Source organism: Saccharothrix sp. BKS2 (assembly GCF_047689505.1).
GTDB lineage: Bacteria > Actinomycetota > Actinomycetes > Mycobacteriales > Pseudonocardiaceae > Actinosynnema > Actinosynnema lopnurensis.
Genome location: NZ_JAUQOL010000004.1, coordinates 163,143 through 188,184, shown reverse-complemented (window position 1 = coordinate 188,184; position 25,042 = coordinate 163,143). Strand labels below are relative to the sequence as shown.

The 25,042-nt window shown below is 71.7% G+C and carries 25 protein-coding genes and 1 tRNA gene; 13 read left to right on the top strand and 13 right to left on the bottom strand.

What is annotated here, in order from left to right; translation table 11 throughout:
* Positions 1-26 precede the first annotated feature (26 nt).
* Entirely contained in the window at positions 27-296 is a 270-nt protein-coding gene (locus Q5530_RS09490; protein ID WP_380634363.1) for a hypothetical protein, read from the top strand.
* Positions 297-377: 81 nt separating this feature from the next.
* Here the strand turns inward: Q5530_RS09490 and Q5530_RS09485 are convergent, their stop codons facing one another.
* Both Q5530_RS09485 and Q5530_RS09480 read right to left on the bottom strand, forming a co-directional pair.
* A complete protein-coding gene (locus tag Q5530_RS09485; RefSeq protein WP_415361842.1) occupies positions 378-1,337 on the bottom strand; it encodes an HNH endonuclease in 960 nt (319 codons plus the stop codon).
* Between the two features lie 78 nt (positions 1,338-1,415).
* A tRNA-Tyr gene (locus tag Q5530_RS09480) sits at positions 1,416-1,496 on the bottom strand.
* Between the two features lie 123 nt (positions 1,497-1,619).
* Between Q5530_RS09480 and Q5530_RS09475 the strand changes: the two genes are divergently transcribed.
* Together Q5530_RS09475 and rfbA are read left to right on the top strand one after the other, a co-directional pair.
* Complete coding sequence (locus Q5530_RS09475; protein ID WP_415361841.1) at positions 1,620-2,111, top strand: YajQ family cyclic di-GMP-binding protein; 492 nt, start codon at positions 1,620-1,622, stop codon at positions 2,109-2,111.
* Between the two features lie 148 nt (positions 2,112-2,259).
* Complete coding sequence (gene rfbA, locus Q5530_RS09470; protein WP_415361840.1) at positions 2,260-3,132, top strand: glucose-1-phosphate thymidylyltransferase RfbA; 873 nt, start codon at positions 2,260-2,262, stop codon at positions 3,130-3,132.
* 28 nt (positions 3,133-3,160) lie between these two features.
* On the opposite strand, the gene htpX is transcribed toward rfbA, so the two are convergent.
* The 4 genes from htpX to Q5530_RS09450 are packed head-to-tail and all read right to left on the bottom strand — an operon-like array spanning position 3,161 to position 5,695.
* A complete protein-coding gene (gene htpX, locus Q5530_RS09465; protein ID WP_415361839.1) occupies positions 3,161-4,021 on the bottom strand; it encodes a zinc metalloprotease HtpX in 861 nt (286 codons plus the stop codon).
* Between the two features lie 21 nt (positions 4,022-4,042).
* Positions 4,043-4,714 carry a 4Fe-4S binding protein gene (locus Q5530_RS09460; protein ID WP_415361838.1) on the bottom strand — a complete coding sequence of 224 codons (672 nt, stop codon included), beginning with the start codon at positions 4,712-4,714 and terminating at the stop codon, positions 4,043-4,045.
* Positions 4,707-5,279, bottom strand: a complete 573-nt coding sequence (locus tag Q5530_RS09455) for an NADH-quinone oxidoreductase subunit C (RefSeq protein WP_380634374.1) — start codon at positions 5,277-5,279, stop codon at positions 4,707-4,709. Before Q5530_RS09455 ends, Q5530_RS09460 begins: the two co-directional genes overlap by 8 nt.
* The gene (locus tag Q5530_RS09450; protein ID WP_380634376.1) at positions 5,276-5,695 is read right to left on the bottom strand and encodes an NADH-quinone oxidoreductase subunit B; all 420 of its coding nucleotides are present in this window, start codon (positions 5,693-5,695) and stop codon (positions 5,276-5,278) included. Before Q5530_RS09450 ends, Q5530_RS09455 begins: the two co-directional genes overlap by 4 nt.
* Before the next feature lie 241 nt (positions 5,696-5,936).
* On the opposite strand from Q5530_RS09450, the gene Q5530_RS09445 reads away from it, so the two are divergent.
* The gene (locus Q5530_RS09445; protein ID WP_380634378.1) at positions 5,937-6,974 is read left to right on the top strand and encodes a LysR family transcriptional regulator; all 1,038 of its coding nucleotides are present in this window, start codon (positions 5,937-5,939) and stop codon (positions 6,972-6,974) included.
* On the opposite strand, the gene Q5530_RS09440 is transcribed toward Q5530_RS09445, so the two are convergent.
* A complete protein-coding gene (locus Q5530_RS09440) occupies positions 6,971-7,120 on the bottom strand; it encodes a hypothetical protein (RefSeq protein WP_415361837.1) in 150 nt (49 codons plus the stop codon). The genes Q5530_RS09445 and Q5530_RS09440 overlap by 4 nt on opposite strands.
* Positions 7,121-7,347: 227 nt before the next feature.
* Positions 7,348-8,085, bottom strand: a complete 738-nt coding sequence (locus Q5530_RS09435; RefSeq protein ID WP_415361836.1) for an AraC family transcriptional regulator — start codon at positions 8,083-8,085, stop codon at positions 7,348-7,350.
* 63 nt (positions 8,086-8,148) lie between these two features.
* Between Q5530_RS09435 and Q5530_RS09430 the strand changes: the two genes are divergently transcribed.
* Entirely contained in the window at positions 8,149-8,745 is a 597-nt protein-coding gene (locus Q5530_RS09430; protein ID WP_415361835.1) for a TIGR03086 family metal-binding protein, read from the top strand.
* 1,095 nt (positions 8,746-9,840) lie between these two features.
* Here Q5530_RS09430 and Q5530_RS09425 read toward each other — a convergent pair.
* Positions 9,841-10,608 (bottom strand): GntR family transcriptional regulator, encoded by a 768-nt coding sequence (locus tag Q5530_RS09425; RefSeq protein WP_415361834.1) that lies wholly within the window; start codon positions 10,606-10,608, stop codon positions 9,841-9,843.
* 378 nt (positions 10,609-10,986) lie between these two features.
* Between Q5530_RS09425 and Q5530_RS09420 the strand changes: the two genes are divergently transcribed.
* Genes Q5530_RS09420 through xerC form a run of 3 tightly spaced genes read left to right on the top strand, consistent with a single transcriptional unit; the run spans position 10,987 to position 14,170 of the window.
* Positions 10,987-11,469, top strand: a complete 483-nt coding sequence (locus Q5530_RS09420; protein WP_415361833.1) for a hypothetical protein — start codon at positions 10,987-10,989, stop codon at positions 11,467-11,469.
* Positions 11,469-12,818: a replication initiator gene (locus tag Q5530_RS09415; protein ID WP_415361832.1), complete on the top strand. Its 1,350-nt coding sequence runs from the start codon at positions 11,469-11,471 to the stop codon at positions 12,816-12,818. The genes Q5530_RS09420 and Q5530_RS09415 overlap by 1 nt, the downstream gene beginning before the upstream one ends.
* Complete coding sequence (gene xerC, locus Q5530_RS09410) at positions 12,815-14,170, top strand: site-specific integrase (RefSeq protein WP_415361831.1); 1,356 nt, start codon at positions 12,815-12,817, stop codon at positions 14,168-14,170. Before Q5530_RS09415 ends, xerC begins: the two co-directional genes overlap by 4 nt.
* A gap of 214 nt (positions 14,171-14,384) precedes the next feature.
* On the opposite strand, the gene ddaH is transcribed toward xerC, so the two are convergent.
* Positions 14,385-15,257 (bottom strand): dimethylargininase, encoded by an 873-nt coding sequence (gene ddaH / locus Q5530_RS09405; protein WP_415361830.1) that lies wholly within the window; start codon positions 15,255-15,257, stop codon positions 14,385-14,387.
* A gap of 75 nt (positions 15,258-15,332) precedes the next feature.
* On the opposite strand from ddaH, the gene Q5530_RS09400 reads away from it, so the two are divergent.
* The 4 genes from Q5530_RS09400 (at position 15,333) to Q5530_RS09385 (ending at position 19,746) form a co-directional block, all read left to right on the top strand.
* On the top strand, positions 15,333-15,773 hold the full coding sequence (locus tag Q5530_RS09400; RefSeq protein ID WP_380634385.1) for an Lrp/AsnC family transcriptional regulator: 441 nt from the start codon (positions 15,333-15,335) through the stop codon (positions 15,771-15,773).
* 39 nt (positions 15,774-15,812) lie between these two features.
* Positions 15,813-16,574, top strand: coding sequence for an enoyl-CoA hydratase (locus tag Q5530_RS09395; RefSeq protein WP_415361829.1), 762 nt, complete (start codon positions 15,813-15,815; stop codon positions 16,572-16,574).
* A 227-nt stretch (positions 16,575-16,801) separates the two neighbouring features.
* The gene (locus tag Q5530_RS09390) at positions 16,802-18,694 is read left to right on the top strand and encodes a 2-oxoacid:acceptor oxidoreductase subunit alpha (RefSeq protein WP_415361828.1); all 1,893 of its coding nucleotides are present in this window, start codon (positions 16,802-16,804) and stop codon (positions 18,692-18,694) included.
* Entirely contained in the window at positions 18,691-19,746 is a 1,056-nt protein-coding gene (locus Q5530_RS09385; RefSeq protein ID WP_380634389.1) for a 2-oxoacid:ferredoxin oxidoreductase subunit beta, read from the top strand. The genes Q5530_RS09390 and Q5530_RS09385 overlap by 4 nt, the downstream gene beginning before the upstream one ends.
* Before the next feature lie 209 nt (positions 19,747-19,955).
* Here Q5530_RS09385 and Q5530_RS09380 read toward each other — a convergent pair whose 3' ends face one another.
* Both Q5530_RS09380 and Q5530_RS09375 read right to left on the bottom strand, forming a co-directional pair.
* A complete protein-coding gene (locus Q5530_RS09380; RefSeq protein ID WP_415362083.1) occupies positions 19,956-20,747 on the bottom strand; it encodes an MFS transporter in 792 nt (263 codons plus the stop codon).
* Between the two features lie 158 nt (positions 20,748-20,905).
* Positions 20,906-22,900: a hypothetical protein gene (locus tag Q5530_RS09375; protein ID WP_415361827.1), complete on the bottom strand. Its 1,995-nt coding sequence runs from the start codon at positions 22,898-22,900 to the stop codon at positions 20,906-20,908.
* Positions 22,901-23,096: 196 nt separating this feature from the next.
* On the opposite strand from Q5530_RS09375, the gene rarD reads away from it, so the two are divergent.
* Positions 23,097-24,017, top strand: a complete 921-nt coding sequence (gene rarD / locus Q5530_RS09370; protein ID WP_415361826.1) for an EamA family transporter RarD — start codon at positions 23,097-23,099, stop codon at positions 24,015-24,017.
* A 3-nt stretch (positions 24,018-24,020) separates the two neighbouring features.
* On the opposite strand, the gene Q5530_RS09365 is transcribed toward rarD, so the two are convergent.
* Positions 24,021-25,022 carry a polyprenyl synthetase family protein gene (locus Q5530_RS09365; protein ID WP_415361825.1) on the bottom strand — a complete coding sequence of 334 codons (1,002 nt, stop codon included), beginning with the start codon at positions 25,020-25,022 and terminating at the stop codon, positions 24,021-24,023.
* Positions 25,023-25,042: the final 20 nt, after the last annotated feature.

Here is a 25,042-nt window from a genome sequence, read left to right as displayed (position 1 = left end):
CCTGGAGAAGTGAGGGGAAACAGGCGATGAGAGGCGTGGGCGAGGGGGTCGCCATGATCGTGGCCGAGGAGCTGTCCGGCCGGGCCAGGGCCGTGCTGCGGGCGGTCGCCGCAGGCAGGGCGCAGTTGACGGGGGGCTGCGAGCCGGACCTGTACATCGACGGGTTGCCGTGCTGCGACCAGATGGTGTCGCACGACCTCGTGCGGGCGGGGCTGCTCAGGGGGCGGCGGGAGGTGGGGCTGTACGAGCGCACGGAGGCCCTGCTGACGGAGGCGGGGCGCGCGGCGATCAGTTGACCCTCGAACAGACGTTCGAGATGGGTTATGCTGCATTACGAGGCCGGCACGCAAGCGAGAGGAAGCGCTTGCGCGCCGGCCTCACCCCCGCGCCCAGCGGGCCACGGCGGCTTCGAAGTGCTCGCGCACCGCATCCAGGTCGACCCCGGTGAGCGACGCGCGCCTACCCTCCAGCGAGGCGTAGGCGGGGTAGGCGCGCAGCTCCGGCGCCACGCGGACCAGGCCGCTCGACGGGTCGACCGCCATCAGCCCGCGGTCGAACAGCTGGTGCACGTCGGCGCGCAGGAGGACGCCCTCCTCCGGGTTGTGCTCCTCGTGCTCGTGGAAGGCCCGCAGGTGCGCCGCCTGCAACGCGCCGGGCGGGCAGGGACCGGTGATGGCGCAGACCCACCCGTCCCGCCGCGACAGCTCCTGGCGGAACGCCTGCTGCCCGATGCGCACCCGCACCAGCGCCGGCCGACGGCCCGCGGGCAGCGGCGTCCCCGCCGGCCCTGCCGACCCCGTCCCGACCGGCCCCGACCCGACGACGGGCGGCAGCGGCACCGCGATGCCGGCCAGCAGCTCCCGGAGGTCGTCCGGGTCGAGCGGGCTGATCGACTGCTGCGTCGACCGGTTCAACGCGATCAGGCGCAGCTGCCTGACGGTGGGCTTCCCGTCCAGCTTCCGCCACGTGCCGCCGTAGTGGGCGGTGTACCGGGTGATCGCCACCTCCACGTTCACCGGTGCGTCGAACTCCGCCCGGCACGACTGGCACAGGTAGGCCGGGCTCGCGACCGCCCGCTTCTTGAGCGAGGTGCGCCGGCACGTCGGGCAGACCAGCCGGACCTTCTCCCGCCCCGGCTCGGCCTCGACGCGCTCCACCCGGGCGACCCCGAGCGCGACCTCCCGGTCCTTCAGCACGACCAGGTCGCCCACGGCCACCCGGTCGGCGTAGGTCACGGTCGAGTCGAACTCGTAGTGCGACTCCAGCACGTCCGCGTAACCGGTGTTGCCCTGGTAGTGCCGGTCCTCCCCGACCGACAACAGGGACCAAGCCGCCACGAACCCTCCCCAGTCCGCCACGAACAAAAGCGAGGACCCCTGCTCGCGCTTTCCGCGATCAGGGGTCCTCGTCGAACGTGGCGGGTAGAGGATTCGAACCTCTGTAGCTTTCGCGACGGATTTACAGTCCGCTCCCATTGGCCGCTCGGGCAACCCGCCCCGCGCCCGGTCTCCCGGGTGCGGTGGAGACAATACATAAGCCTGCCGGACCCCGCGCAACCGGGTATCCCCGGTAGGCTTCCGGGCGGTTCGCAGATCCACCGACGCGGAGGTACCGGGCACGTGGCAGACCCGTCGTTCGACGTGGTGAGCAAGGTCGACCGCCAGGAGGTCGACAACGCGCTCAACCAGGCCGCCAAGGAGCTGAGCACGCGGTTCGACTTCCGGGGCACCGGCACGTCGGTCGCCTGGGCGGGCGAGGAGGCGATCGCCTTCGAGTCCGAGACCGAGGAGCGCTGCCGGGCAGCGATCGACGTCTTCCGGGAGAAGCTGATCAAGCGCGGCATCTCGATGAAGGCGTTCGAGATCGACGACCCGGCGGTGTCCGGCAAGGTGTTCAAGGTCACCGGGAACCTGGTCCAGGGCATCTCCGGCGAGAAGGCCAAGCAGATCGCCAAGAAGGTCCGCGACGAAGGCCCGAAGGGCGTCCAGGCGCAGATCCAGGGCGACCAGCTGCGCGTGACCGGCAAGAAGAAGGACCACCTCCAGGAGGTGATCTCGCTGCTGAAGAACTCCGACTTCGGCATCGCCCTCCAGTTCACCAACTACCGGTGACCTGACCGACGCGCGTGCCCGCCCCGGGCGGGTAACGCGCGGTGCCCGCGGGCCGACATCGTGGATGGCCCTCCGGGGCACCGCGCCGGGCGAACACGCCGCGGTGCCGACCCCGGGCGGGCGACGGGGAACTACCTGGGGAGAGCAGATGAAGGGCATCATCCTGGCGGGGGGCAGCGGCACCCGCCTGCACCCGATCACCCAGGCCGTCTCCAAGCAGCTGCTCCCGGTCTACGACAAGCCGATGGTCTACTACCCGCTGTCGGTGCTCATGCTGGCCAGCATCCGCGAGGTCCTGCTGATCTCCACGCCGACCGACCTGCCGCTGTTCCGCCGCCTCCTCGGCGACGGCTCGCAGTTCGGCCTGAGCGTCTCCTACGCCGAGCAGCCCCAGCCGAACGGCCTGGCCGAGGCGTTCGTCATCGGCGCGGACTTCGTCGGGGACGACAGCGTGTCGCTGGTCCTGGGCGACAACATCTTCTACGGCCAGGGCTTCTCCCGGGTGCTCCAGCACCACGCCGCCTCGCTGGACGGCTGCGTGCTGTTCGGCTACCCGGTGAAGGACCCCGAGCGCTACGGCGTGGGCGAGGTCGACGCGGAGGGCCGGCTGGTCAGCATCGAGGAGAAGCCGGTCGCGCCGAAGTCGAACAAGGCCATCACCGGCCTGTACTTCTACGACAACCAGGTCGTGGACATCGCCAGGAACCTCAAGCCGTCGCCGCGCGGCGAGCTGGAGATCACCGACGTGAACCTGACCTACCTGCGCCAGGGTCGCGCGCAGCTGGTGGACCTGGGCCGCGGCTTCGCGTGGCTGGACACCGGCACGCACGACTCGCTGGTGGAGGCGAGCCAGTTCGTGCAGGTGCTGGAGCACCGGCAGGGCGTGCGCATCGCGTGCCCCGAGGAGATCGCGCTGCGCATGGGCTTCATCAGCGCGGACGAGTGCTACGCGCTGGGCGAGAAGCTGGCGAAGTCCGGCTACGGCCAGTACGTCATGAACGTCGCGCGCGAGGCCCGCTAGCCGGCGGCGCCCGACGGCCGGCCGGCGCCTAGTGGCGCCGCGCCAGCTCCTCCAGCCGCCGCACCCGGTCCCGGATCGGCGGGTGGGTGGAGAACAGCCGGGCCAGCTGCTCCCCCGGCCGGAACGGGCTGGCGATCATCAGGTGCGACTGCGCGACCACGGCGGGCTCCGGCGCGAGCGGCGCGGCGCGCGTGCCGTGCTCCAGCTTGAGCAGCGCCGAGGCCAGCGCCAACGGGTCGCCGGTCAGCTCCGCGCCCGACTCGTCGGCCTGGTACTCCCGGGACCGGCTCACGGCCATCCGCACGATGCCCGCCGCGACCGGTCCGAGCACGGCGATCAGCAGCACGGCCAGCGGGTTGGGCCGGTCCTCGTCGTCGCCGCCGAACACGCTCGCGAACATCGCCAGGTTCGCCAGCGTGCTCACCGCACCGGCCAGCGCGCCCGCCACGCACGAGATCAGGATGTCGCGGTTGTAGACGTGCGACAGCTCGTGCCCCAGCACGGCGCGCAGCTCGCGCTCGTCCAGCAGCTCCAGGATGCCGGTGGTGCAGCACACGGCGGCGTTGCGCGGGTTGCGGCCGGTCGCGAACGCGTTCGGCGCGGCCGTGGGGCTGATCCACAGCCTCGGCATGGGCTGCCGGGCGGCCTGCGCGAGCTCACGCACGATGCGGTACATCGCGGGCTGCTCGACCTCGGACACGGGTCGCGCGCGCATCGCGCGCAGCGCGAGCCGGTCGGAGTTGAAGTACGCGTAGGCGTTCACGCCCAGCGCCAGCAGCAGGCCGATGACCAGGGCGGTCCGCCCGAACAACGAGCTGATCGCGATGATCAGCGCGCTCATGGCGCCGAGCAGCAACGCGGTCTTCAACCCGTTGAAGTGCTTGTGCACGTCGCGTCGCCTCCGGCTGTTCTACGTCCTCCCCCTCAACGCGCCCGGCCGGCCGGGGGTTCCGGCACCCGGTCGTGCCGGTCGGGTGGTGGTGCTCTCCGGGGCGGGCTCGGCGCCCGCGTCCAGCGGCGGCGGGGGCGGCACGTGCGCGACCCACGCGCCCAGCACGTCGCGTTCCTGGACCAGCTCGGCCACGGCGCCCTCGCCCGCCGGGGTGCCCGTGCCCGGGTAGGAGAAGTCGGGCGCCCAGTGCAGGGCGTCGAACGGGCACGCCTCCACGCAGATCCCGCAGTACAGGCACGAGCCGTAGTCGATGGCGAACCGGTCGAGCACGTTGCGGGCCCGGGGACGGGCCGATCCGGGCGCCTGCTCGGTCTCGGTGTGCGAGTCGATGTGGATGCACCAGTCGGGGCACTCGCGGGCGCAGATCATGCACACCGTGCAGTTGGCCTCCAGCAGCGCGATCACGCCGCGGGTGCGCGGGGGCAGGGTGGCCGCGACCGGCTCCGGCGAGACGTGGGGCGGTGCGCCCCGGCCGGCCGGGTCGTGCTCGGTCGAGCCCCGACCAGGAGAAACGTCCTCCGGCACGCCCTGGGCGGCCGGATCGCGCTCGGACGAGCCCCGGCCGGGGGGGTCGTGCTCCGGCGAGACGTGCTCCGGGAAGTCCCGGCCCGGGGAGGTGTGGTCAGTCACCGGTGTTCTCCTCGTATCGCGGTCCCCACGACGGGTCCGGCACGCCGGGCGGCGCGGCGCGCCTGCGGCTGGGCGCGGACGTGCCGTCCTCACCGGGTTCGAGCCGCCCCGGCCACGGGCGCACCACGCGGGACGCCAGCACGAAGTCCTTACGCAGCGGGTGCCCGCTGAAGCTGTCGGGCAGCAGCAGGTGGGCGGCCTCGCGGTCGAGCGCCAGGCCGAACATCTCGGCGGCCTCCCGCTCGTGCCACCCCGCCCCCGCCCACAGCCCCGCCACGCTCGGCAGCGCGTCCTCCGGCCCCAGCTCGGTGCGCAGCAGCACACCGTCCCCGGTCCCGGGGTGCAGCACGTGCAGCAGCACGGCGTGCCGCTGACCGGCGGCGCCCGGCCGGCCCGCGTCCTCGACGCCGAGCCAGTCGAACTGGGCGCAGCCCAGCTCGTCGCGCACGTGGCGGGCGGCCGCCACCCACGAGTCGAGCGGCACGTGCGCCGTGCTCTGCCCGAACGCCGCCTCCACCCGCGCGCCCGGCACGCGCGCGGCCAGGTCCCCCGAGGCCGCGCTCACGAGATCAGCCGGTGGAGCGCGGCGAGGCCGTCCAGCAGCGCCTCGGGGCGCGGCGGGCAGCCGGGGACGGCCACGTGGACCGGCAGGACCTGGTCGATGCCCTTGGTCACGCTGTAGGAGTCCCAGTACGGGCCGCCGGTGTTGCTGCACGCCCCGACGGACAGGACGTAGCGGGGTTCCGGCATCTCCTGGTACGAGGCGATCACCGCGGGCAACATGGCGTCGGTGACCGTGCCGGACACGACGAGCACGTGGGCCTCGCCGGCCGCGTGCACCGGGTCGACCCCTAGGGCGGCGAGCTGTTCCGGGCGGTGGCCCTCCAGGGCCGCCATGACCTCGACGCCGCAGCAGGCCAGGCCGAGGTCGAGCACGGTGACCCGGTACGTCGTGCCCCAGTCCAAGGTGGAAACCGTCACGGGGGACGAGGTTAATACGTGGGGGCCCGCCGGGCTCTCGCCCGGCGGGCCCCCAACCCCCCAATACCCCCCACGATTGCTCCCACGTGAACACGCACCTGGTTGCGGAAGAAGTCTCTTACGGGCCCCGCTTACTGTCCAGGGAAAGCACCAAGATCTTCGGATAATTTCACCGTGAACTGTGGCCAAGTTCAGTACAACTGACCGGTAGAACATCTCGCCCCGACCCGAGAGGCCCTGCATGTCGACCTCGACCCAGCTGCTCCTGCCCGCGGGCAACCGGCTCAGCAGACTCCTGCACGCCTCGCCGGTGCTGCTGGACACCACGTTGGACCAGCTCAGGACGCTGATCGCGGTGTACGAGACGCGGTCGGCACTGCGCGCGGCGCGGGTGCTCGGGCGGGAGCAGTCCAGCGTGCAGAAGCAGGTCGACACGCTCAACCGCAACTTCAAGCAGCTGTGCGGCGAGCCGCTCGTGGTCAAGCAGGGGCGCGGGAAAGACGTGCTGATCACCCCGACGGGCGAGGCGTTGGTGGAATTGGCGCGCCGGACGCTGAGCGAGTGGCTGGATTCGATTCACGAGTGCCGGCGCAAGCTCGGCACCACGCTGACGGTGGGTACCACTCGGTTCATGCTCGACTCGCTGGCGAAGGCGTGGCACCACGTGGTGGAGGACTTCCGCCGGCGGGACGTGGAGCTGAAGGTCGTGCACATCCGCACGAAGGACATCTGGACGAGCCTGGAGTCCAAGGAGGTCGACATCGTCTGCGGCAGCGTGGTGACGACCGCGGGCCGGTCGACCGGGTTCGACGAGTTCGACGTCATCGAGTGGCGCCGGGGCGGGTTGGCGCTGCTCACGAACCTGCCGCCGCACCGGCTCGGCGACCGCGTCGGCACGGGCGAGCTGCCCGGCCTGCCGCTGGTGGTCCCGGGCGACGGGCTGATCGCCGAATTCCTGCGCGGCTGGTTCGGCCCGGATTACCGGAACGAACTGGACATAGCGGCAGAAATCGACGAAATCCAGTACGGCATGTCCCTGTTGCGCTCGGGTCTGGTCGAGGGCTGCATGATCGTCACCTCGGGCCTCGGCGTGGTCGCCGCGAACGGCGAGCTGCGCGAGGGGTCCGGACTGCGGGTGGTGGAGCTGAAGAACGACCGGAAGCCGCAGCTGGAGCGCCTGGTCGGGGTCTTCGCCCGCAAGGAGGAGCGGGCGAAGTTCCCGGCCGACCACCCGTTGAACCTGCTGTGGGCGGCGTTCCAGCGCGAGGTGCCGGACTAGCGCTCCGGGCGGCGTCGCTGGGCCTGGCGCACCAACCACTCCAGCCCGGTGAGCTGCCGCGGCGAGGCGGGCTTCGGCGGTTCCGCGGTGCCCTGCGGATCGCGCCGCGGTCGGTGCGCCGGTCGCTGGGCGTCGATGTCGTTCATGGTGCGCTCCCTACGTCGGTCGACGGCGAGTGCCGTCGATCGGAGCACCGACAGGGCCCGGCTCGCTAGACCGATCAACCGTACGGGTGACATGCCGCGGAATCACGCACAGGAGTGGTTCGCCTGTGGGGTCGGGTGTACCGGTCGGCGCGTGTCACCCGTTCGAGGAGTGAGCTCGCCCCTGCCGGAAACCGCCCTGACGGGTGTCGCCCGCGGCGGCCGGAGGACTAGCCGTAGCGCTGCGCGTACCGGGTCGGCGTCTCACCGAACATGGCGGTGAAGTCGCGCACGAAGTGGGACTGGTCCGCGTACCCCAGGTCGGCCGCCAGCGCCGCCCAGTCGATGTGCCCGCCCGCCGCCATCCGCTCGGTCACCTCGCGCAGCCGGTAGCGGCGGATCACCCACTTCGGGCTGACGCCCACGTGCTCGGTGAACAGCCTCTGCACGCTGCGCACGGTGGTGCCCAGCTCCCGGGCCAGCACGTCGACCCGCGTGACGTGCGGCTGGGCGATGACCAGGTCGACGACCTCGACCGCGTGGCGGGCCCTCGGGTCGGGCGCGGGCAGGTTCACGCGCAGCGCCGCTTCGACCGACTCCACGTCCGCGTGCGCCGGCAGGCCGGTGAACACGTCGGCGGCGGGCAGGCTGCGGTCGGTGATCGACTGGACCGGGGCGCCCAGGAACGGCCGGAACGCGCCGGGGTGGAAGGCGACGCCGAAGACGCGGCCGGTCCCGTCCAGCTCCTGGAAGACGTGGCCGCTGGACACGCCGTGCACCTGGGGCCCGCTCTCGTGGAACGACAGCTGCACGTTCGGGTAGGGCACGATCAGCTGCCGGTACGGGCGGTCGTAGGTCCACTCGACCGCCCAGTACCGCGCGACGAACGCCGCCAGGTCGGGCGAGGGCTCCAGGAACTCGTGCCGCTGGTGGCGGCGCCAGGCCAGCTCGCGCTCGTCCCGCGTCACGTCCGGGAGCGTATGTCGCCTTTGTTCAAGACACGCCCGGCACCCCGTTCCTACGGTGGCGGCATGTCTCGTGAGCAGTTGATCCCCCGGGCCGTGAAGACCGCCGTCGAGGTCGTCGGTGGCACCAAGCCCGACCAGTTGGGCGCGCCCACGCCGTGCAGCGAGTACGACGTGCGCGCGCTGGTGCACCACCTGCTGTTCTGGGGTCCGTCCCTCGAAGGCGCGGCACGCAAGGAGAGCGTGCCGCCGCCGGCCGCCGCCGAGCCGGACGTCGACCTCACCACCGGCGACTGGGCGGCGACCCTGACCGCGCAGCTCCACCGCACGGCCGACGCGTGGAGCGCGCCGGGGGCGTGGACGGGCACGACGCACATGGGCGGGCCGCACGAGATGCCGGCCGAACTGGTGGGCGGCATGGTGCTCGGCGAGGTCGTCGTCCACACCTGGGACCTGGCCCGAGCCACCGGTCAGGCGCCCGCGTGGGACGACGACGTGCTGGAGCAGGTCCACCGCGACCTCGTGCCGACCGCGCAGATGGGGCGTGACATGGGCATCTACGGGCCCGAGGTGCCGGTGCCCGCGGACGCGCCGCTGATCCACCGCATCCTGGGGCTCAGCGGCCGGCAGCCACAGCCGGCGTCGGCGGCTCCGGTGACCTGAGCCGCTCGCGCGGCCGGGTCCGGTACGACGTCGCAGCGGCGATGCTGCGGGCGTTCCGGGCGGGAGCAGCGAGGTCGACCCGCGCTTCGACCTGCCACACGCATCGCCGGGTGGTATCCGCGCTGGTCAGCGAGGTTGTACCAGGCTGACCAGCGCGAAGCCGAAGGGCGGATCAGTCCCGGAGTTCCATCGTGCGGCGTTTTGCGAGTCCGTATCTATGCCGCCTACCTGCAGTTATGCGGGCGGTCAAAGAGGAGGACACTCCCGTGTCCCGTGACTGTCCCGGGACGCGACCTCGCGGCAGTGGTGCAGGATTCGCGCTACTGCCGCGATAGATAGTCCAAACGGCGGCTAGCCATGTTCGACCAGGCGTGCGGGAATGCTACAGCATTTTCAATGATTTTTTTTGATGGATGCCCGTGGGTCAGTCGTGGTCAGTACGCCTGCTACCAGCGCTGTAAGGACAGTTGAGGCTAGCCATGCGGCCTGCCAAGGGGTTACAGAACCATCCACACCTGCAAGGACTTGAGACGCGCCAGTTCCCGCGAGCAAGATGCCCACAAGTGACGGCCTCAGTCGGATGCGCACAGCACAAGTCTCCCACGCCCAAGCTCGCTTCAGTCAAAGAGGGCTTCGTGTCATCCCGCCGACCTGGCTCGTCCCAACCGCGCGTGTCAAGGGGGCACCTCTGTCCATTCTGGACTGTTGGGCTGGTTCCGCCCCCTTGACGCGTGTGGTTGCCCTCGTGGAGGTCGGCGGGATGACACGAAACCCGGTCCCCGCTGGTTCGCGAGCTGTCACGGCGTCCCGGTCATCCTGCTGGCCTGCCCGTCCGGCGAGGACATGATCTTTCGTTTTGCGGACCCTGGTGGGGTCGGTCGGCCGCTGTCCCGCTCGCCCGGTCCCGGCCCTACCTCCCGTCGCCGGGCGCGGGTGGGTGGCCGAAGGCCGGGCCCCGCCCGCTTGCCCGAGCGACACAAGGACGGGGCCGAAAAGGACCTGGCGAGCGGGGACAGCACAGCGCGGCCGAGCGGCCCCGCCAGGGGCCGCCTTGAACCAGTAGAGAAAATCCTCACCAGTAGACCGGACCTGCGACTACGCCTCGGGTGCAGGAATCCTGATCGTGTAGGACAGCGCGTAGCGGTCGGCGGGCACGATGATGTCTGCGGTCTCGACCGGCTTGTCGTCTGCGTAGTACGTCCGCTCGATCGCCATGACCGGCACGCCCTGCGGCACTTCGAGCTTGTCGACTTCGAACGGCCTGGGCGCGCGGGCGTACACGTCTTCGGTCACGTGAGTGATGTGCACCCCGATGTGGTCCATCCTCGGCACCACGCCGGTGACCTTGCCCGCCTCGGGCTGCTCGACGTCGGTGCCCATGGTGATCGCCAAGGGCTCGTAGGACGTGGACAGCATGGTCGGCACCTCGTCCACGAAGAACCGGTACTGGGTGCGCATCACCTCGTCGCCCGGCTCTACGCCCAGTCGGTCCGCCACGGCTTTGGTCGCCTTGGTGGTTCGGGACTGGTACTCCCAGTCGCCTTGCTTGCCGGCGGCCTGGGCGCTCTGGGCAAAGGGGGAGGACTTAGGGCGCTTCGCGTAGAGATCGCCCATGACGCGCTTCTTGAGCGGCTTGTGCTGGCGAACGTAGGTGCCGCTGCCCTGCTGGGTGCGAACCAAGCCTTCGGAGCGGAGCACGTTGATGGCGTTGCGAACCACGATCCGGGAGACGCCGTAGTCGTCCATGATCTCTTGGGCAGTCGGGAGCTGATCACCGTCTTGCAGCTCGCCGTCAAGGATCTGCCGTCGTAGGTCGTCTGCGATCTGGAGGTACGCGGGCCGACCTTCGAAGCTCCCGGTCATCGTCCTGGCCTCACTCTGCCTAGTTGGCTTCCACCCGATCCCAAGCCTTCTACCTGCCGTTATGACTTCCTGTCACGGACAGTTGCAGCACTTGGCTAAAGGGTATACCCTTTCGTTGTTGGACAAAGAGAGCCCTCTTCGGCGGCTACCGAGAGGGCTCCCGTAACTCAAGTGGGCGGCTACCCACCGGAGTCGTGTGCACCGCTAAGTGCTCTCTCAGAGTATCGCGCACGTCTACCGCTGGAAAGCCGATCTGCCCGAGCAACCCTCGGAAGGGCTGTCATGTCGGCTTTTGTGGCTGTGCACCTGATCGGGGACCGGTTCCGGTTCTCGGATGTGAACCCGCTGAGCGGTGAGTCGTACGCGCGGTCGCGGTGGGTGGATCTGCCGGACTGGGTCCAGGCCGTGGTGCTGGACGAGGTCGGGGGCGAGGGCGAGTGGAACGCCCTGGTCGACTCGGGCGAGGTGTACGGGGTGGTGGGCCCGAACCGCTCGTACTCGGTGCGGGGGTTCCTGGCCTCGTTGCGCAAGCGCGTTGGTCGTGGCCCGTCTGGTTCGTGCCCGGACTGCCGGGGTTCGTTGGCGGTGTTCGACGTGGACGGCTCGTTGACGGGCCGCGCCGGTACGGCGGTGTGGTGCTCGTGTGCGGCCGGTGAGGTCGAGGTGCCGGGGCCCCGCCGTGCGAACACCGGGTACCGGCTGGAGGAGGTCAACCCGCGCAACGGCCGCACTTACGCCGAGAGCCTGTGGGAGGAGTTGCCGGGCGAGCTGTGCGACTCGCTGACCTGTGTCGACGGCTGGACCCCGTGGGGCTGGGACGCCTCGGTACGAGAGCGTCGGTCACTGCGGGCGGTGGCCTGATGACCTCGGCTGCCGCGCTGCTGTCGCGTCTGCCCGACTCCGACGAGCGGTTGACGAACTTCCTGCGCTCCAACGGTTATCGCTCGTGGCGGCGTCGGGTGGAGGCGGTGCACGGGTGTGCCCGTCCGATCCGATTGACCGGCTCGACCCGCATGGAGGACACCACCGCCGGGACCGTGCTGGACGGGTTCGAGGGGTCGTTGTTGGTGCCGTGCGGCAACCGGCGTGAGGCGGTCTGCGAGCCCTGCTCGGCCCGCTACGCCTCCGACACCTTCCACCTCGTCCGCTCCGGCCTGACCGGCGGCAAAGGCGTCCCCGAGACCGTGGCGGGACATGTGCGGGTGTTCGCCACGCTGACCCCGCCGTCGTTCGGCAAAGTCCACAACCAGCCGCGCACCCGTTCCAACCGGTCTTGCCGCTGCGCGTGCGGGGAGTTCCACCACGACGCCGATACCCGCCTGGGCACCCCGCTCGACCCGACCACCTACGACTACGTCGGCGCGGTGCTGTGGCAGGCACACGCCTCCGAGCTGTGGCGGCGCTTCACCATCACCACCGCCCGCCAGCTCGCGGACGCCCTGGGCATCCGACGCGGTGAGCTGCGCGACCACCTCCGGGTCTCCTACGCCAAGGTCGCGGAGTACCAGCGGCGCGGGCTGGTGCACTTCCACGCCGTCATCCGCGTGGACGGCCCCGAGGGGCCTGGATCGGCGGCGCCGGTCGCGGTCACCCCGGAGTTGCTGTGCGCGGTGGTGCGTTCCGCGGCTGCCTCGGTCGCGGTCACGACCAAGGACAGCGACGCCGTGGGACAGCACACGCTGACCTGGGGTGAGCAGGTCGACGCCGAACCCATCGCCGCCCACGAGACCGGCGATCCGGACGCGGCGGTGCGGGATCGGCAGGTGTCGGGGTACATCGCCAAGTACGCCACCAAGGGCACGGGCGCGACCTCGGGTGTGGACTCACGGATCAAGCGGGAGGAGGCGATCGCGGAGCTGGACGTGTCCGAGCACCACAAGGCCATGATGCGGACCGCCTGGCGGCTGGGTGGCCTGCCGGAGTTCGCGGCGCTGAACCTGCGCAAGTGGGCGCACATGCTCGGCTTCCGGGGCCACTTCCTGACCAAGTCCCGCCGCTACTCCACCACCTTCACCACCCTCCGATCGGCCCGCGCCGAACACCGCCTGGCCGAACATCTCGACCGGCTCGGCGTGGTCGACAGCTCGACCGTCCTAGTGGTCAACGACTGGGCCATGACCGGAGTCGGCTACCGCACCGACGCCGAACGCGAACTCGCCGCAGCCATCGCATCCCGCAAGCTCACCCGCCGCACCGGGAGCGAGTCATGAGGCCGACGTTCAAGGTCCGGTTCTGGTCGATCCAGCACAAGAAGTCGCGGCGTCGCCCGTACGGTGTCCGCTGGGTCACCGAGGGCCAGGAGCACTCGGAGTGGTTCACCCTGCGGGTCCAGGCGGACGCGCGCCGGTCGGACCTGATGCAAGCTGCCCGGCGTGGTGAGCCGTTCGACGTCGAAACCGGCCTGCCGGAGTCCGAGCACAAGGTGCGCAACGCGCGGTCCCTCCTCCAGCTCGTGCAAGAGTTCGTCGATCACGAGTGGGAGCGGGCGGCACCGAACACCCGCCGGCGGTTCGTGGACACGATGGCGGTTGCGGTCGCTGCGTTCGTCCGGCCGGACAGGTCGGCCCCTGACGAGCACGTGTTGCGGCGGGTGCTCACGACCTGCCTGCTGCCGTCCAACCAGCGTGACCGGCTCCTGGACGACGACCAGGCGGCGGCTGCGCGGTGGATCGAACGCGCCTCTCGGCCCGTGGCGGAGCTGGCGGACAAACTGGAGACCGAACGGCTGTTGCAGGCCCTCAGCCGCAACCTGGGCGGCAAGACGGCGGCCTCCTGGACCGTGCGCACCCGTCGCGGCGTCCTGCACCACGTCCTGGCGCACGGCGTCGATGCCGGTTACCTCGTCGCCAACCCGGTAACTGGGACGAAGTTCGGCGCTGACCAGGGCAACACCGAGGTTGACCCGCGTGTGGTGCTCAACCCGAAACAGGCTCGCCAGGTGCTCGCTGCGGTCACCTACGCCAGGGGCCGCGCTCACCTGTACGGGTTCTTCGCGACGATGTACTACGCCGCGCTTCGCCCGAGCGAGGTCAACCGGCTGCGTGAGCAGGACTGCAAGCTGCCTGACTCGGGCTGGGGCGAACTGATCTTGGAGAAGTCGGCGTCTCGCACGAACGCCCGGTACTCCGACTCGGGGGCCACCTGGGAGGTCCGCAACCTCAAGCGGCGGGCACAGGGCGCGATCCGGTCGGTTCCGATCCCGCCCCAGCTCGTAGCCATCCTGCGGGAGCACATCGAGACCTTCGGCACAGCCGAGGACGGACGACTGTTCCGGGGCAAGATCAGCGGCGGGCCGGTCAACGCGACGGTCTACACCGATGCCTGGGACAAGGCGCGCAAGATCGGACTGAGCCCGGAGCAGTACGCATCTCCGCTGGGTATGGACCCGTACGACCTGCGGCACGCTGCGGTGTCGACCTGGCTCGCTGCGGGCGTCCCCGCTGCCGAGGTGGCGGAGCGGGCCGGGCACACCGTTGACGTCCTGCTCAAGGTCTACGCACGGTGCCTGGACGGTCAGCGCACCGCGTCGAACAGCAAGATCGAAGACACCTTGAGCACGTAGCCGTTAGAGTGTTTGTGCAGGTCAACAGGCCCCCGGTGATCAGTCACCGGGGGCCTGATCCGTCCCGCGACTGTCCCGTGAACACTGATGAAGACCGGCAAGCAACGACAGTCAGCGACAGAGCAGCGTCACCATCAGCGCGGACGTTCGTGCTGGTCAGCACAGCTTTACCGAGATTGACCAGCACGAACAACCGACTACGGAGCGTTGCGGATCAGTCCCGCAGTTCCATCGTGCAGCACTTGGGCCCGCCACCGGACTTCCGGAGCTCCGAGATGTCCACGAACACCGGCTCGAACCCGCGCTTCGCCACCTCACCCGCCAGGTGCCCGGCCTCCACCGGCAGCACCACGTGCCGCCCGTCGGACACGGCGTTCAACCCCAGGCACGCCGCGTCCTCCTCCGTCGCGATCACGGCGTCGGGGAACAGGCGCTCCAGCACCCGCAGGCTGCCCGGCGAGAACGCCTCCGGGTAGTACGCCACCAGGTCGTCCGCCAGCACGAACAGCGCCACGTCGAGGTGGTAGTACCTGGGGTCGACCAGCTGGAGCGAGATCACGGGCACCCCCAGCGCCTCCTGCGCCTCCGCGTGCGCCAGGGGGTCGGTGCGGAAGCCGGTCCCGGCCAGCAGGTACCTGCCGGTCCAGGCGAGGTCGCCCTCGGCCTCGTTCGTGCGCTCCGGCATCACCACGTCGCGGTAGCCGTTGGCCAGGAACCAGCGGCGGAAGTGGTCGGCCTCGGCGGCGCGCTGCGGGGCCCGGAAGCGGGAACCGAGGACCCGGCCGTCGACCACGGTGCCGGAGTTGGCCGCGAACACCATGTCCGGCAGGCCGGGCTCCGGCTGGATGGTCTCGACCCGGTGCCCGAGCCCCTCGTAGGTCTCCTTGAGGGCCGTCCACTGCTCGACCGCCAGCGCCGTGCTGATGGGCCGCGTCGGGTCCATCCACGGGTTGATCGAGTACGCGACGGTGAAGTGCTCCGGCGCGCACATGAGGTACCGACGGGTGGTCGGCACGCGTACCGGGGCGGTCGGCACGTCCAGCACGATCGGCTCTTCACCGGGGCCCACGAGGGAAACCGAGGTCATGGATCGAAATGTAGATGGGCTTCAGACCATCGATCAACGCCGCGATATTGCGTCTTCTGGTGCAGAATGTTGCGTGTGGACTCGATCGACCAGCGAATCATTTCGTGCCTGATGGCCAACGCCCGCTCCAGCTACGCCGACATCGGCAAGGGGGTGGGCCTGTCCGCCCCCGCGGTGAAGCGGCGGGTCGACAAGCTGCTGGACACGGGCGTCCTGCGCGGCTTCACCGCGGTCGTGGACCCGGAGCGGCTGGGCTGGGGCACGGAGGCCCTCGTCGAGGTGCACTGCCGCGGCAACGTGGCGCCGCACGACATCCAGCAGCACCTGGAGCCGATGGCCGAGGTCAGGGCCGCCTACACGGTCTCCGGCGCGGCGGACGCGATCGTGCACCTGCGCGCCGCGAACATCCACCACCTGGAGACCGCCCTGGAGCGGCTGCGCGCCGTGGAGATCGTCGACCGGACCGTCTCCACCGTGGTGCTGTCCCGGCTGCTGGACCGGCCGCCCGCCCCCTAGGCCGACCCCCCGAAACCACCGGCCCCCTAAAGTCGCCGCATGGCCGAGGTGCTGCTGGACCGCTCCGACCGCGTGGCGGTCATCACCGTGCACGACCCCGAGCGCCGCAACGCGCTCACGCTCGACCTGTCCGACCGGCTCGCGGACGCGGTGCGGACCTGCGAGTCGGACCCCGGCGTGCACGCCGTCGTGGTGACGGGCACTCCCCCGGCGTTCTGCGCGGGCGCGGACCTGACCGTGCTGGGCGAGGCCCGCGAGGAGGGCCTGCGGCGCATCTACGCGGGTTTCCTGGCGGTGGCGAACTGCTCCCTGCCCACGGTCGCGGCCGTGGGCGGCGCGGCGGTGGGCGCGGGGCTGAACCTGGCGCTCGCGTGCGACGTGCGCGTGGTCGGTCCCCGGGCCCGGTTCGACCCCCGGTTCCTCCGGCTGGGCATCCACCCGGGCGGCGGGATGACGTGGATGCTCCAGCGCCTCGTCGGCCCCCAGACCGCGACCGCGATGACGCTGTTCGGCCAGGTCCTGGACGCCGACGCGGCGGTGGCGCGCGGGCTGGCCTGGCAGCGGGTCGAGGGCGGGCACGACGAGCTGGTCGCCGCCGCCGCGGAGCTGGCCCGACCGGCCGCCGACGCGCCCCGCGACCTCGTCCGGACCACCAAGGCGTCGATGCGCGCGACCGCCGACCTGGCCGACCACGGTCGGGCCGTGGACGTCGAGCTGGCGCCGCAGGCGGCCTCGATCGGCACCCCGGAGTTCCAGGCCGGGCTCGCCGCCGCGAAGGGCCGGATCAGCGGTAAGGGCTGAGCTGGACAGCGCGGCTCCCCGGCCGTAACTTCGAGTAGCAGTTACCTGCCGGTAAGTACAAAAGCCCCTAGTCGACCCCTAGTTGACCGGCCACGGCGCCGAGTGGGACGGCTCGTCCCGCAGAGTGGTACGTCACGAACCGGGGCGCCCGGCGACACGACTACCCTCGGACAGCGGGGGACGGGGCACTGGCTCCCGAAGCGGGTGAGAAAGGGATCGGCGGAGGAATGACTACCGACGTTGGTAACGGCGCCGCCCCGGGCGGCTCCTCGGGAGGAACGGTCCGCAAGCTCGACCGCGTGGTGATCCGGTTCGCCGGCGACTCCGGTGACGGCATGCAGCTCACGGGCGACCGGTTCACCTCCGAGGCCGCCGCGTTCGGCAACGACCTCGCGACCCTGCCGAACTTCCCGGCCGAGATCCGCGCGCCACAGGGCACCCTGCCCGGCGTGTCCAGCTTCCAGCTGCACTTCGCCGACTACGACATCCTCACCCCCGGCGACCGCCCCGACGTGCTGGTGGCGATGAACCCGGCGGCGCTCAAGGCCAACATCGGCGACCTGCCCAAGGGCGGCATGCTGATCGTCAACACCGACGAGTTCAGCAAGCGCAACCTGATCAAGGTCGGTTACGCCGCCAACCCCCTGGAGGACAACTCCCTGGAGGCGTACCAGGTCCACGAGGTGGCCATGGCCACCCTGACCATCGGCGCCCTGGAGAACACCGGCCTGGGCAAGAAGGACGCCGAGCGGGCGAAGAACATGTTCGCCCTGGGCCTGCTGTCGTGGATGTACCACCGGCCCACCGAGGGCACCGAGCGGTTCCTGCGCGAGAAGTTCGCCAAGAAGCCCGACATCGCCGAGGCCAACGTGCTGGCGTTCCGGGCGGGCTGGAACTACGGCGAGACCACCGAGTCCTTCGCGGTGACCTACGAGGTCGCGCCCGCCAGGCTCAACCCGGGCACCTACCGCCAGATCACCGGCAACACCGCGCTCGCCTACGGCATCGTCGCGGCCGGCCGGCTCGCCGAGCTGCCCGTGGTGCTGGGCACCTACCCGATCACCCCGGCGTCGGACATCCTCCACGAGCTGTCCCGGCACAAGAACTTCGGCATCACCACGCTCCAGGCCGAGGACGAGATCGCGGGCATCGGCGCGGCCCTGGGCGCCTCCTACGGCGGCGCGCTCGGCGTGACCTCCACCTCCGGCCCCGGCATCGCGCTGAAGTCCGAGACCATCGGCCTGGCCGTTATGACCGAGCTGCCGCTGCTGGTCATCGACGTGCAGCGCGGCGGCCCGTCCACCGGCCTGCCCACCAAGACCGAGCAGGCCGACCTGCTCCAGGCGATGTTCGGCCGCAACGGCGAGTCGCCGGTGCCGGTGGTCGCGCCCCAGTCGCCCGCCGACTGCTTCGACGCCGCGCTGGAGGCCGCCCGCATCGCGCTGGCCTACCGCACCCCCGTGCTGCTGCTGTCCGACGGCGCGATCGCCAACGGCTCCGAGCCGTGGCTGATCCCGGACGTCGACGCGCTGCCCGACCTGCGGGTGGAGTTCGCCACGCAGCCCAACGGCCCCGACGGCGCGTTCTGGCCGTACCTGCGCGACCCGGAGACGCTGGCCCGCGCGTGGGCCGTCCCCGGCACCCCGGGCCTCCAGCACCGCATCGGCGGCCTGGAGAAGGCCGACGGCACCGGCAACATCTCCTACGACCCCGCCAACCACGACTTCATGGTGCGGCTGCGCCAGCGCAAGATCGACGGCATCGAGGTGCCCGACGTCGTGGTGGACGACCCGTCCGGGCAGGCGCGCGTGCTGGTCGTCGGCTGGGGCTCGTCCTACGGCCCGATCGGCGCCGCCGCGCGCCGGGTGCGCAAGCTGGGGCTGCCCGTGGCGCACGCCCACCTGCGGCACCTCAACCCGTTCCCGCGCAACCTGGGCGAGGTGCTCAAGCGCTACGACCGCGTGATCGTGCCGGAGATGAACCTGGGCCAGCTGGCGCTGCTGCTGCGCGCCAGGTACCTGGTCGACGCGATCAGCTACACCAAGGTGCAGGGCCTGCCGTTCAAGGCGGAGGAGCTGCAGGACGTGCTCGCCGACGTGATCAAGGGAGTGTCCGAATGACCACAACGGATCTGGGTCTGCCGGGCCTGGGGGGCCTCGCTGGTGTGCCCACCTCCGACGAACCGCAGAAGGCCAAGGACTACAAGTCGGACCAGGAGGTCCGCTGGTGCCCCGGCTGCGGTGACTACGTGGTGCTCAACGCCGTGCAGTCCTTCCTGCCCTCGCTGGGCCTCAAGCGCGAGAACATCGTGTTCGTCTCGGGCATCGGCTGCTCGTCGCGGTTCCCGTACTACATGAACACCTACGGGATGCACTCCATCCACGGGCGCGCGCCGGCCATCGCGACCGGCCTGGCCGTGGCGCGGCCCGACCTGTCGGTGTGGGTGGTGACCGGTGACGGCGACGCGCTGTCCATCGGCGGCAACCACCTCATCCACACGCTGCGCCGCAACGTGAACCTCAAGATCCTGCTGTTCAACAACCGGATCTACGGCCTGACCAAGGGCCAGTACTCGCCCACCTCCGAGGAGGGCAAGGTCACCAAGTCCACGCCGTTCGGGTCTCTGGACCACCCGTTCAACCCGGTGTCGCTGGCGCTGGGCGCGGAGGCCACGTTCATCGGCAGGGCGGTCGACTCGGACCGCGCGGGCCTGACCGAGGTGCTGCGGCAGGCGGCCGAGCACCGGGGTTCGGCGCTGGTGGAGATCTACCAGAACTGCCCGATCTTCAACGACGGCGCGTTCGACGTGCTCAAGGACGCCGACGAGGCGTCGCAGCGGATCATCAACGTGGTGGACGGGCAGCCGATCACCTTCGGCGGCGGCGAGTACGCGGTGGTCCGGGACGGCTTCGGCCTGGCCATCGCGAAGACCGCCGAGGTGGCCGCGTCCGACGTCGTGGTGCACGACGCGGCGGACCTGAACCTGGCGTTCGCCCTGTCCCGCCTGTCGACGCAGGACCTCCGGCACACCGTGACGGGCGTGTTCCGGAAGGTCTCGCGCACGACGTACGACGACGCGGCGCGCGCGCAGGTCACCGAGGCCCAGGCGGGGAAGCCCGCGGACCTCGCGGCGCTGCTGCACGGCAAGGACACCTGGACCGTGGTCGGCTAGGCCGGCGGTCCCCCGGACAGACGGAGGGCCCCTGTTCCGCCTCCCGGAACAGGGGCCCTCTCGTGTTCCCTCCCCAGGGAAACCGTGGTGCGGGCGCCCCGTGGGGGCCCGGTTTCATACTGCCGGCTGACGCCGGCCGGTGCCCGGGAGTTTCGGAACGTGGCCGGAGTCGGTGGTCGCTCGGGGTTGGGCGGCCCCCGCCCGGGTGATCACGCGGGCCCGGCAGCCGGCCCGCTCGGCCGGTCGGCGGGCTCGGCCGGGAGCTGCCGGACCGAGCGCACCGCCAGCGTGAGCGGCACGCTGACCACGGCGGCCACCGCACCCACCACGAGCACCGCGCCCGCGCCGACGCGCTCGGCGGCGGGTCCGGCCAGCGCCATCCCCAGGGGCGCGGTGCCCAGGCCGACGACGGTGGCGAAGCTCGTGGCGCGGGCCACCAGCTCGGCCGGCACGTGGGTCTGCCGCGCGGTCTCGACGAACACGGTGTGCAGCGCGGCCTGCACGCCCGCCGGGACCGCCGCGACCGCCAGGAGCGGCACCGGGGCGCCCAGCGCGAGCAGGACGAGGAGCGGGGCCAGGGCGGCGGGCACGGCCGGTCGCGGGGGTACCGGGCGGTCCGGGGCCTTCAGCGCGGCCAGCGCGGTGGCGCTGATCAGGAACGTGACCGCGTCCACCGCGAACGCCACCCCCGCGCCGACCGCGGCCACCAACGTCGCGGACACCACCGGCGCCACCAGGACCACGCCGTTCCGGGTGGCGTTGAGCAGGGCGTTGGCCTGGCGGCGGTGGGCCTCGGGCACCACGTCGGCGAGCAGGCCGGCCGCGGCGGGGCCGAAGAAGGCCGTGGCGGTGGCCGCGACCGCCTGGAGCAGGGCCAGGTGCCACAGGGTGCCGGCGCCGATGAGCAGCAGGACGGCGGCCAGGGCCTGGGTGCCGCACCGGACGACGTCGGCGGTGATCACCACGGCGCGGCGGGACAGCAGGTCGCCCGCGACCGGCAGGGGTGGGGGCAGGGGTGAGGGGCGGCGCAGGGCAGGGCTGGTGGCCGGGGCGGCGCGGGTCGGGGCGATGAGCGCGGGGCTAGGCCGGGAGCAGGGCGAAGCGGCGAGGCGGGGCGCGAGGCGGGGCCCGCCGACCGGACGTCGGCGGGCCCACTCCCCTAGGGAGCCTGGTGGAAGCCGGCCTTCTCCGCGTCCGACGTCGTGCGGAACCAGACGTCGGCGCGGGTCTCGCGGAAGTTCGCCGACTCGTTGGTGAAGTAGCGGCGACCGGTGAGGGTGGCCTTCACCTGGAAGTCGGGCGCGGGGGCCATGCCGTCCGACTTCGGCAGCACCGAGCCCGGCCCGAACGGGGAGCGCGGGTTGAAGCCCTCCTCCTGCCCCCGGTACCGGGTGCTGCTGCTCGCGGGCCGACCGCCGGTGCTCGGGCTGAAGCCCACCGGGCGCGGGCGGACCGGGCGGGCGGCGGGCGGGACGGCCGGCTTCGGCGCGGGCGTGGGCGCGGGCGACGAGGCGCGCCGGTCACCCGACCGGCGGGCGGAGCGCTGCGGCAGGCCCGTGCCCGTGGTGCTCCCGGCGGTCACCTGGTCGCCCCCGGTGGCCGCCAGCAGCTCCGGTGCCAGCTTGGGCACGAACGGCTGGTCGTCGCCCACCCTCGCCGCCGGGCGGGACGGTTCCGGCTCCGGCTCGGCCTCTGCCTCCGACGTCGGCAGCGGCTCGAACAGGCTGCGCGGGCGGGCCGGCTCCTCCTTCGCCGCCGGGGCGGGCTTCGGGGCGGGCTCGGGAGCGGCGGCGGGCTTCGGCGCCGGCTCCGGGGTCTGGTGCTCGACGAACGTGGGCACGAACGGCTCGGGCTCGGCGGGGGTGGGCTCGACGAACGCGGGCTCGAACGGTTCCGGTTCGACGGGGCGCACCTCGGTGGGGTGGTCGTCCCCGGAACGAACATCCCCGGCCCTGACATCCCCGGTACGGACGTCCCCGGACCAGGCGTTCCCGGACCAGGCGTTCCCGGACCGGCCGTCCTCCGACCAGGTGTCGGAGTGCCTCGGTTCACCGGTCGGGGCCTCGTGGCGCGGCGCGGGCGGCACCTCCGGCGCGGCCACCACCTCGGGCGCCCGGCGCTCGCGCGGCTCGACCTCCGGGACGGGAGGGGCGGACCGCTCGCCGGACACCGGCCTGAGGATCTCGGTCGCCGGCCCGTGCCGGTCGGCCTCGACGTCCACGGGCGCGAAGTGCCCGGTCAGGTCGTGCTCCGGCCAGACCTGGGGGTCGTCCCGGTCCACCTCCGCGATGGCCCGCGCCAGCTCGGTCGCCGGGATCAGGGCCGTCTCCTCGGAACCCCGGCGCTCGGGCTCGTCGTCCTCCTCCTGGTGCCGGCCCGGGAGGTGGTCCTGGTCGTAGACCTCCTGGACCACGGTCTCCTCGCGCCACACCTCGCGCGGCTGGAACGCCTGCACCTCGGGCGGCGCGACCGGCTCCTCGCGGCGTGGCGCGACCTCGGCCACCGGCACGGCGGGCATCAGGTGCGTCTCCTCGGCCGGCAGCTCCGGCTCCTCGTCGACGCCCCGGCGCGACGGCACCGACACCTCACGCGCCGACGACCCGCGACCGGCCGGGTCACGACCCGACACCTCACGAGCGGTCAGATCACGACCAGGCACCTCGCGGCCAGGCACCTCACGACCAGCCAGATCCCGACCAGCCGAATCCCGACCGGCCTCCGCCCCCAGCGGCTCCCGAGCGTCACCGCCCTGCGGCGCCGACCGGTCGAACAGGCTGCGCGGCCGGTCGTCGTCCAGCTCCGGGAAGTCGTGCTCCTCCTCGAAGTCCGTCAGCGGCCGGTGCTCGTCGTCCAGCTCCTCCAGCAGCTCCTCGCGCTTGAGGTCGGCCGCGTCGTAGCGCGGCGGGTCGGGCGGCAGCACGTCGTCGGTCAGCGAGCGCGACGCCTCCAGGTGCCAGTCGTCGGCCCGGTCGCGCGCCGGGGCCGGGGTGATCGCGGTGGTGGTGGTCGTCGGGCGCGGCGCGGTCAGCAGGCGGTCCTCCGCCTCCTCCAGCTGCCGCTTGGCCGGGCGCACCATGATCAGCCAGGTCAGCGCGACGCCTGCCGCGAAGGACAGCAGGCTCCACAGCCACACCTGCCCGAAGAGCGAACTCACGGGAGACCCTCCCACCGCTGCTTGTCACACCCCGACACGCTCCGCTTCCAGGTATTCACCCGGTCGGGGAAGCGGTGTCAAACTACCCTGACCCCCTCGTTCGGCGCGTGGGGCCGGCCGGACGCGGGACCGACCTCCGATGGTAGGCCATCCGGAGCAACTGACCAGCCAAAACGGCAGGCGTACAGTAGCCCGCGTGCCGCCGTTGACCTCTTCTTCCACTGCTCCGACCGGCACCGGCACCCCCGGCAGGGGCATCGCCTTCGGCACCGTCGCCTACTTCCTCTGGGGCATCGTGCCCGCCTACTGGCCGCTGCTCCAGCCGGCCGGGTCGGTGGAGATCCTGGCCCACCGGATCGCGTGGTCACTGGTGGTGATGGCGCTGCTCACGGCGGTCCTCGGCCGCTGGGCTGGCATCCGCCGGCTGTCCCGGCGCGGCTGGCTCATGGTGACCGCCGCGTCGGTGCTGATCGCGGTCAACTGGGGCGTCTACATCCACGCGGTCAACACCGGGCACGTCGTCGAGGCCGCCCTCGGCTACTTCATCAACCCCCTGGTCAGCGTCCTGCTCGGGGTGACCGTGCTGCGGGAGCGGCTGCGCGTCGCCCAGTTCGCGGCCCTGGGCGTCGCGGTCGTCGCCGTCGTGGTGCTGGCCGTCGACTACGGCAGGCTGCCGTGGATCTCGCTGGTGCTGGCCTGCTCGTTCGGCTTCTACGGCCTGCTGAAGAAGACCGTGCCGCTGGACGCCACGGCCAGCCTGACCGCGGAGAGCCTGGTGCTGGCCCCGGTCGCGATCGGCTACCTGGTCTGGCTCGGCCCCGGCGGCACCTTCCACGACCACGGCTGGGGCCACGCGCTGTGGCTGGTGTCGGCGGGCCTGGTGACCGCGGTCCCGCTGCTGCTGTTCGGCGCCGGGGCGCGGCTGGTGCCGCTGGCCACCATGGGCATGCTCCAGTACCTCGCCCCGGTGCTCCAGTTCGCCTGGGGCGTGTTCGTGGTGCACGAGCCCATGCCCGCGTCCCGCTGGTTCGGCTTCGGCCTGGTGTGGGCGGCGCTGGCGATCTTCACCGTCGACGCCCTGCGCGCCCGCCGCCTGCCGGTGACCGACCTCGCCTAGGGGCTAGTGCGAGCGGGTCACCACGTAGTCGCTGACCGACTCCAGCGCGTCCCGCGCGGTGCCCGCCGGCAGCACCTCCAGGGTGGCCCGCGCCCGCGCCGCGTAGTCGTCCAGGGTCTTGCGCGCCCGCGCCAGCCCCGAGGACGCCCGCAGCAGCTCCAGCGCCTCGAAGACCTCGGCGTCGTCGGTGATGGGGGCCGCCAGCAGCCGCGCCAGCCGTGAGTCCGGCTCGTCCTCCAGCGCGTACAGCATGGGCAGGGTCTTCACGCCCTCGCGCAGGTCGGTGCCGGGCGTCTTGCCCGACTCCTCGGTGGGGGAGGCGATGTCGATGACGTCGTCGGAGATCTGGAACGCCGCCCCGATCACCTCGCCGTACGAGCGCAGCGCCTCGACCTGCCCCGGCGACACGTCGGAGAACATCGCGCCGAACCGGGCGGCGGTCGCGATCAGCGACCCGGTCTTCTCCGCGATCGTGGTCAGGTAGTGCGCGACCGGGTCCTCGCCGTCGCGCGGGCCCATGGTCTCGCGCATCTGGCCGGTGACCAGCTCGGAGAACGTCTCCGCGATGATCCGCGCGGCCCCCGTGCCCAGGTCCGCCACCAGCGCGGAGGCGTGCGCGAAGAGGTAGTCGCCGGTGAGGATGGCGATGCTGTTGTCCCACTTGGCGTTGGCCGAGGCCGCGCCGCGGCGCATGGTGGCCTCGTCCATCACGTCGTCGTGGTACAGGGTGGCGAGGTGCGTCAGCTCGACGACCGCCGCCGCCTTGATCACGCTCTCGCGGTCCCAGGTCGCGCCGAACTGGGCGGACAGGATGGTGAACAGCGGGCGGATGCGCTTCCCGCCCGCCTCGACCAGGTGCAGCGACGTCTCCATCACCGGGTGGAACTCGCTCTGCACCACCTTGTGCAGCAGCTCCTCCACCTCGTTGAGGCCGCCCTGCACCACCTCCGCGAGCACGGGGTCCGCAAACCGGAACCCCGCCCCCGCCCGCTCGCTACTGGTCACGCCTACAGAGCCTACGTACC

What these genes read in the sequence shown, in the direction of transcription:
- Q5530_RS09490 (WP_380634363.1), top strand. Translation starts at nt 27, where the DNA reads ATGAGAGGCGTGGGCGAGGGGGTCGCCATGATCGTGGCCGAGGAGCTG.
- rfbA (WP_415361840.1), top strand. Translation starts at nt 2,260, where the DNA reads ATGAAGGGCATCATCCTGGCGGGGGGCAGCGGCACCCGCCTGCACCCG.
- Q5530_RS09445 (WP_380634378.1), top strand. Translation starts at nt 5,937, where the DNA reads ATGTCGACCTCGACCCAGCTGCTCCTGCCCGCGGGCAACCGGCTCAGC.
- Q5530_RS09440 (WP_415361837.1), bottom strand. Translation starts at nt 7,120, where the DNA reads ATGAACGACATCGACGCCCAGCGACCGGCGCACCGACCGCGGCGCGAT.
- Q5530_RS09430 (WP_415361835.1), top strand. Translation starts at nt 8,149, where the DNA reads ATGTCTCGTGAGCAGTTGATCCCCCGGGCCGTGAAGACCGCCGTCGAG.
- Q5530_RS09425 (WP_415361834.1), bottom strand. Translation starts at nt 10,608, where the DNA reads ATGACCGGGAGCTTCGAAGGTCGGCCCGCGTACCTCCAGATCGCAGAC.
- Q5530_RS09415 (WP_415361832.1), top strand. Translation starts at nt 11,469, where the DNA reads ATGACCTCGGCTGCCGCGCTGCTGTCGCGTCTGCCCGACTCCGACGAG.
- xerC (WP_415361831.1), top strand. Translation starts at nt 12,815, where the DNA reads ATGAGGCCGACGTTCAAGGTCCGGTTCTGGTCGATCCAGCACAAGAAG.
- ddaH (WP_415361830.1), bottom strand. Translation starts at nt 15,257, where the DNA reads ATGACCTCGGTTTCCCTCGTGGGCCCCGGTGAAGAGCCGATCGTGCTG.
- Q5530_RS09395 (WP_415361829.1), top strand. Translation starts at nt 15,813, where the DNA reads ATGGCCGAGGTGCTGCTGGACCGCTCCGACCGCGTGGCGGTCATCACC.
- Q5530_RS09390 (WP_415361828.1), top strand. Translation starts at nt 16,802, where the DNA reads ATGACTACCGACGTTGGTAACGGCGCCGCCCCGGGCGGCTCCTCGGGA.
- Q5530_RS09385 (WP_380634389.1), top strand. Translation starts at nt 18,691, where the DNA reads ATGACCACAACGGATCTGGGTCTGCCGGGCCTGGGGGGCCTCGCTGGT.